Below are 8,608 nucleotides of genomic sequence, written 5' to 3'. Positions count from 1 at the left end.
CGTGCGGGCCGTGCGGGCTCTGCGGGCCGTGCGGGCCCTGCGGGCCCTGCGGGGCGGGAAGAGGCCATCGCGGCCGTCGTGGCCGTCTCCCGCCCGGCTGCGACGGCCCGGCTGCGACGGCCCGGCCGCGACGGCCCGGCGGACCGGTTCGCCGGCCAGGAACGGTTCCCGTGACGGCGGCACGTGGTGGCCGTGGAGCCGACTTGGTCGGCAGTCCCGCGTCCCCGCATCTCAGGCCGGCCGACACCGAGGCCGAGGACGCGGCCGGTCCAGCCCAGGCGGTGGGCCGGACCGGCGACCTGCTCGTGCCGGGCCGCTCCCGCTGGACCGTCACCCGGAGCGCCCTGCCCGTCGGCTCCGGCCTCGACGGTCTGTGGCTCATGGCGGCCCCGAAAGTCGGGCAGGTACCGGGCCGGCGACCGAGACCGCCGGCTCGTACCCGGCCGGCGGTCAAACCCTGACGTATCGGGCCGGTGACCGAAACCCGAGACGGAGCTGACCGGCACATGACCGGCCGGTAGGGTCTCATGACGTGCCGAAGCCTCTCAGCCTCCCGTTCGACCCCATCGCCCGTGCCGACGAGCTCTGGAAGCAGCGCTGGGGAAGCGTGCCGTCCATGGCCGCGATCACCTCGATCATGCGCGCCCAGCAGATCCTGCTCGCCGAGGTGGACGCGGTGGTCAAGCCGTACGGGCTGACGTTCGCGCGCTACGAGGCACTGGTGCTGCTCGACTTCTCGAAGGCCGGCGAGCTGCCGATGTCCAAGATCGGTGAGCGGCTGATGGTGCATCCCACGTCGGTGACGAACACCGTGGACCGGCTGGTGAGGTCCGGACTGGTGGCCAAGCGCCCCAACCCCAACGACGGCCGTGGCACCCTCGCCGTCATCACCGACAAGGGCCGCGAGGCGGTCGAGGCGGCCACCCGCGACCTGATGGCCATGGACTTCGGGCTCGGGGTGTACGACGCGGAGGAGTGCCAGGAGATCTTCGCGATGCTCCGCCCGCTGCGGATCGCGGCACACGACTTCGAGGAGTGACCCGGGGCAAGATCTCCCGGAACGGGTGGTTACGCTCGACTCCATGAAAAAGAGCGTGCTGACCCGCTACCGCGTGCTGGCCTACGTCACCGGTGTCCTGCTGGTGCTGCTGTGCCTGGGCATGATCGCGAAGTACGGGCTGGACGTCGACGGTGCCGCCGACTTCACCCGGGTCGTCGCCATCGCCCACGGCTGGCTGTACGTCGTCTACCTCATCTTCGCCTTCGACCTGGGCTCCAAGGCGAAGTGGCCGGTCGGCAAGCAGCTGTGGGTGCTGCTCGCGGGCACCATCCCCACCGCCGCCTTCTTCGTCGAGCGCAAGATCAGCCGCGAGCTGGACGACCGGGTCGGCGACCAGGCCCCGGTCGTCGCCAAGGCGTAGCGCACACCGCCGTACGGATGCCGTACGGCGGTCTGCCATCGACATTTACTAGGACGTCCAAGTAAATTCGAGGCATGGACTCTCACGCCATCGAGGAGGGCCGCCGACGCTGGCAGGCCCGCTACGACGCCGCGCGCAAGCGCGACGCGGACTTCACCACGCTCTCCGGCGACCCCGTGGAGCCGGTGTACGGGCCCCGGCCGCATGACACGTACGAGGGATTCGAGCGGATCGGCTGGCCCGGGGAGTACCCCTTCACCCGCGGACTCCATCCGACCGGATACCGCGGGCGTACCTGGACGATCCGCCAGTTCGCCGGGTTCGGCAACGCCGAGCAGACCAACGAGCGGTACAAGATGATCCTGGCCGCCGGCGGTGGCGGCCTGTCCGTCGCCTTCGACATGCCGACGCTGATGGGCCGCGACTCCGACGACCCGCGCTCGCTCGGCGAGGTCGGGCACTGCGGGGTCGCCATCGACTCGGCCGCCGACATGGAGGTGCTGTTCAAGGACATCCCGCTGGGGGATGTGACGACCTCCATGACCATCAGCGGGCCGGCCGTGCCCGTCTTCTGCATGTACCTGGTCGCCGCCGAGCGTCAGGGTGTCGATCCGGGGGTGCTCAACGGCACCCTCCAGACCGACATCTTCAAGGAGTACATCGCCCAGAAGGAGTGGCTCTTCCAGCCGGAGCCGCACCTGCGGCTGATCGGCGACCTGATGGAGTACTGCGCGGCGGGCATCCCGGCGTACAAGCCGCTGTCCGTCTCCGGCTACCACATCCGTGAGGCCGGGGCCACGGCCGCGCAGGAGCTGGCGTACACGCTCGCGGACGGCTTCGGGTACGTCGAGCTGGGGCTCAGCCGGGGACTGGACGTCGACGTCTTCGCGCCCGGCCTCTCCTTCTTCTTCGACGCCCACGTGGACTTCTTCGAGGAGATCGCCAAGTTCCGGGCGGCCCGGCGCATCTGGGCCCGCTGGATGCGGGACGTGTACGGGGCGAAGAGCGAGAAGGCGCAGTGGCTGCGGTTCCACACGCAGACCGCCGGGGTCTCGCTGACCGCGCAGCAGCCGTACAACAACGTGGTGCGTACGGCGGTGGAGGCGCTGGCCGCCGTGCTCGGCGGGACCAACTCGCTGCACACCAACGCCCTGGACGAGACCCTCGCGCTGCCGAGCGAGCAGGCCGCGGAGATCGCGCTGCGCACACAGCAGGTGCTGATGGAGGAGACCGGGGTCGCCAACGTGGCCGACCCGCTCGGCGGCTCCTGGTACGTCGAGCAGCTGACGGACCGGATCGAGGCCGACGCGGAGAAGATCTTCGAACAGATCAAGGAGCGGGGCCTCAGGGCGCACCCCGACGGGCAGCACCCGATCGGCCCCGTCACCTCCGGCATCCTGCGCGGGATCGAGGACGGCTGGTTCACCGGCGAGATCGCCGAGTCCGCCTTCCGCTACCAGCAGGCGCTGGAGAAGGGCGAGAAGAGAGTCGTGGGCGTCAACGTCGCCACCGGCTCGGTCACCGGTGACCTGGAGATCCTGCGGGTCAGCCACGAGGTGGAGCGGGAGCAGGTGCGCGTGCTCGCCGACCGCAAGTCGCGACGGGACGAGACGGCCGTCCGCGGCGCGCTGGACGGCATGCTGGCCGCCGCTCGGTCCGGGGCCAACATGATCGAGCCGATGCTGGACGCCGTCCGCGCCGAGGCCACGCTGGGCGAGATCTGCGGGGTGCTGCGGGACGAGTGGGGGGTGTACACGGAGCCCGCGGGCTTCTGACGGAACCCGGACGCGCCGCACACCGCCACGGACGTACGCGGCGTGCGGCGTTTTCGTGCCCGATGCCCGATGCCCGATGCCCGATGCCCGATGCCCCCGTGCCCCATGCCCGTGCCCGGTCCGGGGACGGCCCCGCCGGGCGCACTGTGCCTAGGCTTCCCGTGCGGCTCCGGTCAGCCCCAGCAGCAGCACGCGGGTGAAATCGCGGACCCATTCCGCGTCCGCCGCCTTGCCGCTCACCAGGGTGCGGTGGACCACCGCGCCCGCCACCATGTCGAAGATCAGGTCGACCGTCCGGGCGGATTCCTCCGGGTCGGGCTCCGGGGGGAGTTCGCCCCGGAGCTGGGCCCGGGCACGGCCCTCCAGGACCAGACACATCTGGCGCTCCACGATGGAGGCGCGGATGCGTTCGCGCAGGGCGTCGTCGCGGGTGGACTCGGCGACCACCGCCATCAGGCCGCTCTTCGCCTCGGGGCGGACGAGGATCGCCGCGAACTGCAGCACCACGCCCTCGATGTCGGCGGCGAGGCTGCCGCGGTCGGGCAGTTCCAGTTCGTCGAAGAGTTCCGCGACGGCGTCCACGACCAGCTCGTTCTTGCCGGCCCAGCGGCGGTACAGCGTCGTCTTGGCAACCCCGGCCCGCGTCGCCACGTCTCCCAGGGTGAGCTTGGACCAGCCCAGCTCGACCAGAGCCTCCCGGGTCGCGGCCAGGATCGCGGTGTCCGCCGCGGCGCTGCGCGGGCGCCCGGTACGGCTGGCGGGGGTGCGGCTCTGCATCCCATGACCATAACCGGCGGGTCGTGTGGCGTGGTGAGGGAGATCACCGGGGTGTGGTGTCGCGCGGCGCCCCTCTGGTATTACGCTACGACTCGTAGCGAAAGCTCGTGAGGGACGCACACGGGCGACGACCGTCAGGCGTGGGGTGGGGACCCGGCGCCGCACACCGTTTTTTCACTCAGGCGCGGGATCCGGGGGAGGATAGACACATGCAGCCACGGAACATGTCCATGAGCGGTGTCGTCGACCTCGCCGCGGTGAAGGCGGCCCAAGAGGCCAAGGCCAAAGCCGAGCAGGCGCGCGCCGAAGCCGCCCGGCAGGGCGGGACGGGGGCCGTCTCCCCGGCCGATCTCGTCATCGACGTCGATGAGGCGGGGTTCGAGCAGGACGTCCTGCAGCGCTCCGCCGAAGTCCCCGTCGTCATCGACTTCTGGGCCGAGTGGTGTCAGCCCTGCAAGCAGCTGAGCCCGGTCCTGGAGCGGCTGGCCGTCGAGTACAACGGCCGCTTCCTCCTCGCCAAGATCGATGTCGACGCCAACCAGATGCTGATGCAGCAGTTCGGGGTGCAGGGCATCCCGGCGGTGTTCGCCGTCGTGGCGGGCCAGGCGCTCCCGCTGTTCCAGGGGGCGGCCGACGAGCAGCAGATCCGGCAGACCCTGGACCAGCTGGTGACGGTCGCCGAGCAGCGCTTCGGGCTGACCGGTCTGACCGTCGACCCGGACGCCGAGCCGGGCGGTGCCACGGTGGCCGCACCGGCCGAGGGCCCGTACGAGGCGGCGCTGAACGCCGCCGCCCAGGCCCTGGACGCCGGTGACCTCGGCGGGGCTGTCCGCGCCTACCAGAACGTGCTGGCCGACGACCCGGCCCACCCGGAGGCCAGACTGGGTCTGGCCCAGGCCGAGTTGCTCCAGCGCGTGCAGGGCATGGACCCGCAGAAGGTGCGCCAGGAGGCCGCCGAGAAGCCGAAGGACATCGACGCGCAGATCGCCGCCGCCGATCTGGACCTGGTGGGCGGTCACGTCGAGGACGCGTTCGGCCGGCTGATCGACACCGTGCAGCGCACGGCGGGCGACGACCGGGACGCCGTACGGCGCCGGCTGCTGGAACTGTTCGAGGTCGTGGGTCAGGAGGACCCGCGGGTGATCGGCGCGCGGCGGGCGCTCGCGCGCGCCCTCTTCTGACCAGTCGCTAAACGGCCCGGCTTGTGATGCCGGGGTGAAAGATTGGCCGTAAGGGCGCCATGATGGTCGCGCTTTACCAAATCTTGGTAATCGCGAACCCTGTTACTGCGAGTAAGCCGAAGCCGTTGGTCTGTCTGGATTCGTCCAGGGATCAACGGCTTTGCTCTGCCCTCGAATGCCACCGAGTGTCGCGCTCCGAGACCGGGCGGTCGTCCTCCGGTTATCCCGCCGTTACTAGCCAGTAACGAACCCCCTTGTGTCCGGGCCGAGAATGCACCACGATCGGCGACGCTCGGTCCATTCCCGCACCCCGGCATCCGGTCGGGCCGCGGGAGACTCTGGGTCCCCACCGAGCAGAGCCGGCGGCAGTGGCGCCGGCTCTAGGACAGGGGGGTCTTCGCCGACCGGTGAAGCCTGTCCAGCAAGGTTGTGCGTGATGCGTGTCAGGCGCGACCAGTGGTTGTCGCTCGGGGGTGATCGCCGGTGATTCGGGCGCGATGCGCGCCTCCGAGTACGGGCGCTCTCCTTCCCGAGGACGTAGCACTTCTCCCATCCCTGCCCGGCTGAGCCGCCGAACGGGTCGGTTCCGGGCCAGGAGATGTACGTCCGAGAAGGAGGAAATATGGAGTCCCAGGTGCGTGGCGGGACCAGATGGAAGCGGTTCGCTGTGGTCATGGTGCCCAGCGTCGCCGCTACGGCCGCGATAGGCGTGGCGCTGGCGCAGGGTGCGCTGGCGGCTTCGTTCAGTGTGTCGGGGCAGTCGTTCAAGGTGTCGGCGAAGTTCCTCCACGGTGAGGGCTTCTCGCAGTACGGCGCGATCGACCAGGGCTACACCCTCACGGGTGGCCAGGCCGCTCACCCGGTTGCGGTCTCGGCCTTCACCACGGCCCGCATCCAGAAGATGTGCCAGTCGGTCGTCACCCCGGACATTCCGATCATCGGTGACGTCACACTGCGGCTCGAGGCGGGTGACAGCGACGACGAGAACAAGCAGGTCCACGCGGAGCACCTGTACATCGACGTCGAGGACCTCGGCGCCGACGCCACCTTCAACAACATCGACATCGGCGTCGCCGCCAAGGATCTCAAGCACGAGAAGATCAAGAGTGGCGAGATCCAGAACAAGCAGGCCAATCCGTTCGGCTTCGCCCAGCAGGCGGACTCGGCGGACCTGAGCAACGTGAAGCAGACGGCGTGGGCGACCACCGCCGGAACCTTCAAGCTCAGCGGTCTGCACATGTCGCTGACGCGAGGCAGCGGCCCGAAGTACGAGTGCTACTAGTCACTCACTGGCGGGCGGGGGAGGCCGGTGGCACTCCCGCCCGCCGACTCTCCGGCCGCGTCTGATACGCGGCACACATCACCACCACGGCTATGCCGCCGCACCAGGGAGCTGTTTTCCATGAGCGCCGAGACTCCTGCCGCCGCACCTGGCCAGTTGACCCGCCGGAGGCTGCAGTTCCGCGCCTGGCGGGGCACGCGTCCGTTCTGGGCCGGTCTGCTCGTCATGATCGGCGGATTCTTCATCCTGTACTTCCCGTACGCGCACCTCCAGCTCGGCCACCTCACCCTGGCGATGGGGACGCCCGGCGGTTCCAGTTCCCTCATCATCGGCGTGCTGCTCATCGTCCTCGGGATCATTTTCTGGTTCCAGCAGCACATGCGTGTCTTCGGAGGCGCCGCGGCGATCCTGCTGGCGCTGGTGTCCCTCCCGATGTCGAACTTCGGCGGTTTCATCGTCGGATTCCTGTGCGCGCTGACCGGCGGAGCGATGGCCGTGGCCTGGGCGCCGGGCGCGCCTCCGAAGCAGCAGCCGTCGGCCGAGGCCGCCCCGGGCGAGGGCGGTGCCCCCGAAGTGGTGGTACCGCACCAGGGCACCGACCCGGTGGGCGACGGGGGCCCTTCCTCGGCGTACCAGCCCTGGGAGAACGACCTGTCAGGAACGAACCCGTCCAACGGGGCGAACGGGAGGCACAGTGCCGGCTGACGAGGCGACCCGCGGGACTGGCGTGGACTCGTCCCGGGCGAGAACCGGGGCACGCCACGCGGCCCCCAAGAAGCCGCTGTTCACCAGGTTCCACATGCCGGCCGGCAAGGCGATAGCCACCGTGGCGATGCCGACCGCGGTGATCGTGGGCCTCGGGTTCACATCGTCGCTCGCCCTCGCCGACAACGGCACTCCTTCCCCGTCGAACAGCCAGCAGGCCGAGGACTACAAGGACTGCGTCAAGGCGCTGGGTGACGACAAGGACGCCTCCGCCTCGCCGTCACCGTCCGCCTCCGAGAGCGCGTCGGAATCGGCCTCGCCCTCGCCCTCCCCGTCGTCCTCGGCCGACGGCAGGAACACACAGAGCGGCACGGACGGCACGGGCGGGCAGGGCAAGGGTTCGCCGGACGCCAAGGACACGGGCGGCATCCCCTCTTCGCCGGATTCAGGTTCCGACGACAAGGGCGCGCCCCAGCCGAGCGAGACTCCCGGGACCTCCGGCTCCGGTTCGGACTCCGGCGGCGACGCGACGAAGCCGGCACCGGAGAAGACCGAGAGCAAGGCCGGGGACATCCTCGGCACCATCGGGGACACGATCGGTGACATCCTCACCGGCGGCCACAAGGACTCCGGCACGCCGTCCGCGACCCCGACGCCGACAGCGTCCCCGTCGTCCTCGTCGGGCACCTCGGCTTCGCCCGCCCCGGGTTCGCCGTCCCACGCGCCGTCGAGTTCCGAGGGCTCCGGCTCGTCCTCCTCGGGCGGCGGCAGTGTCTCCGACACGGTCAAGGACACGGCGAAGAAGGCCGGGGACACGGTCGGGGACACGGCGAAGAAGGCCGGGGACACCGTCAAGGACACCACCGACACCGTCTCCAAGACGGCAGGGGACGCGACCGGATCAGCCACGCCGAGCCCGTCCGCCAGCGAGTCCGCCTCCGCGAAGGACTGCGCGGCGGCCACGGACAAAGTGAGCGGCGTCGACAACAAGGTGCTGGTGGCCGACGACCCCTGGTACCTGAACGCCAGCTCCCTGTACCTCAAGCAAGCCGATTACCAGGGCGTCGTCGAGGTCCAGACGGCCAGCGGCACCAAGAAGAAGGTGCTGAAGTACGTCATCTCCGGCGGCACCGTCATCGGGGACCTGCACCAGATCGTCAAGGACAAGCAGACGAACAAGACGTACCACGTCCAGGCGGCCAAGGGTTCGGAGTCCAAGATCACCGGCGGCGACACGGTGATGTACACCGAGAGCATCTCGGGCAACCTGTTCGGGCTGCTCCCGGTGACGTTCAGCCCCGACAGCCCGCCCCCGCTGAACATCCCGTACATCTACTTCACCCACGTGAAGGTCACCCAGGCCGCCCAGTTCGGCGGCAACCTGACGATCCCCGGGATGCACCAGTACGTCGAGGGGTGAGCGTCGGCGTCCTCGACGAACCTCTTCGGATGCCGCGAAGGACCGTG

The 8,608-nt window shown here is 69.9% G+C and carries 8 protein-coding genes; 7 read left to right on the top strand and 1 reads right to left on the bottom strand.

The window, feature by feature from the left end:
* Nucleotides 1–532 precede the first annotated feature (532 nt).
* From AB0B40_RS06095 to AB0B40_RS06085, 3 genes are all read left to right on the top strand, one after another.
* Nucleotides 533–1,039, top strand: coding sequence for a MarR family transcriptional regulator (locus AB0B40_RS06095; protein WP_362263187.1), 507 nt, complete (start codon nucleotides 533–535; stop codon nucleotides 1,037–1,039).
* Between the two features lie 43 nt (nucleotides 1,040–1,082).
* A complete protein-coding gene (locus tag AB0B40_RS06090; protein ID WP_345048557.1) occupies nucleotides 1,083–1,421 on the top strand; it encodes a DUF3817 domain-containing protein in 339 nt (112 codons plus the stop codon).
* Between the two features lie 74 nt (nucleotides 1,422–1,495).
* Nucleotides 1,496–3,196 (top strand): methylmalonyl-CoA mutase family protein, encoded by a 1,701-nt coding sequence (locus AB0B40_RS06085; protein ID WP_345048555.1) that lies wholly within the window; start codon nucleotides 1,496–1,498, stop codon nucleotides 3,194–3,196.
* 150 nt (nucleotides 3,197–3,346) lie between these two features.
* Here the strand turns inward: AB0B40_RS06085 and AB0B40_RS06080 are convergent, their stop codons facing one another.
* Nucleotides 3,347–3,973: a TetR/AcrR family transcriptional regulator gene (locus tag AB0B40_RS06080; protein WP_345048553.1), complete on the bottom strand. Its 627-nt coding sequence runs from the start codon at nucleotides 3,971–3,973 to the stop codon at nucleotides 3,347–3,349.
* Nucleotides 3,974–4,182: 209 nt separating this feature from the next.
* Here AB0B40_RS06080 and AB0B40_RS06075 point away from each other — a divergent pair, with 209 nt between their 5' ends.
* The 4 genes from AB0B40_RS06075 (at nucleotide 4,183) to AB0B40_RS06060 (ending at nucleotide 8,561) form a co-directional block, all read left to right on the top strand.
* Nucleotides 4,183–5,154, top strand: coding sequence for a tetratricopeptide repeat protein (locus AB0B40_RS06075; protein ID WP_362263183.1), 972 nt, complete (start codon nucleotides 4,183–4,185; stop codon nucleotides 5,152–5,154).
* Nucleotides 5,155–5,776: 622 nt separating this feature from the next.
* Nucleotides 5,777–6,436 carry a DUF6230 family protein gene (locus tag AB0B40_RS06070; protein WP_362263180.1) on the top strand — a complete coding sequence of 220 codons (660 nt, stop codon included), beginning with the start codon at nucleotides 5,777–5,779 and terminating at the stop codon, nucleotides 6,434–6,436.
* A gap of 120 nt (nucleotides 6,437–6,556) precedes the next feature.
* Nucleotides 6,557–7,141, top strand: a complete 585-nt coding sequence (locus AB0B40_RS06065) for a DUF6114 domain-containing protein (RefSeq protein WP_362263178.1) — start codon at nucleotides 6,557–6,559, stop codon at nucleotides 7,139–7,141.
* On the top strand, nucleotides 7,131–8,561 hold the full coding sequence (locus AB0B40_RS06060; protein ID WP_362263175.1) for a hypothetical protein: 1,431 nt from the start codon (nucleotides 7,131–7,133) through the stop codon (nucleotides 8,559–8,561). Before AB0B40_RS06065 ends, AB0B40_RS06060 begins: the two co-directional genes overlap by 11 nt.
* Nucleotides 8,562–8,608: the final 47 nt, after the last annotated feature.

The sequence above is a fragment of the Streptomyces sp. NPDC042638 genome (assembly GCF_040647235.1).
In the GTDB taxonomy this organism is placed as follows: domain Bacteria; phylum Actinomycetota; class Actinomycetes; order Streptomycetales; family Streptomycetaceae; genus Streptomyces; species Streptomyces rameus.
Note: the sequence above shows the minus strand (reverse complement) of the source record. Positions and strands in the feature narration are given on the sequence as shown.

Bases quoted from the DNA above. Each gene is read 5' to 3' on its own strand.
- AB0B40_RS06075 (WP_362263183.1), top strand. From the start codon at position 4,183: ATGCAGCCACGGAACATGTCCATGAGCGGTGTCGTCGACCTCGCCGCG.
- AB0B40_RS06065 (WP_362263178.1), top strand. From the start codon at position 6,557: ATGAGCGCCGAGACTCCTGCCGCCGCACCTGGCCAGTTGACCCGCCGG.
- AB0B40_RS06070 (WP_362263180.1), top strand. From the start codon at position 5,777: ATGGAGTCCCAGGTGCGTGGCGGGACCAGATGGAAGCGGTTCGCTGTG.
- AB0B40_RS06085 (WP_345048555.1), top strand. From the start codon at position 1,496: ATGGACTCTCACGCCATCGAGGAGGGCCGCCGACGCTGGCAGGCCCGC.
- AB0B40_RS06080 (WP_345048553.1), bottom strand. From the start codon at position 3,973: ATGCAGAGCCGCACCCCCGCCAGCCGTACCGGGCGCCCGCGCAGCGCC.
- AB0B40_RS06090 (WP_345048557.1), top strand. From the start codon at position 1,083: ATGAAAAAGAGCGTGCTGACCCGCTACCGCGTGCTGGCCTACGTCACC.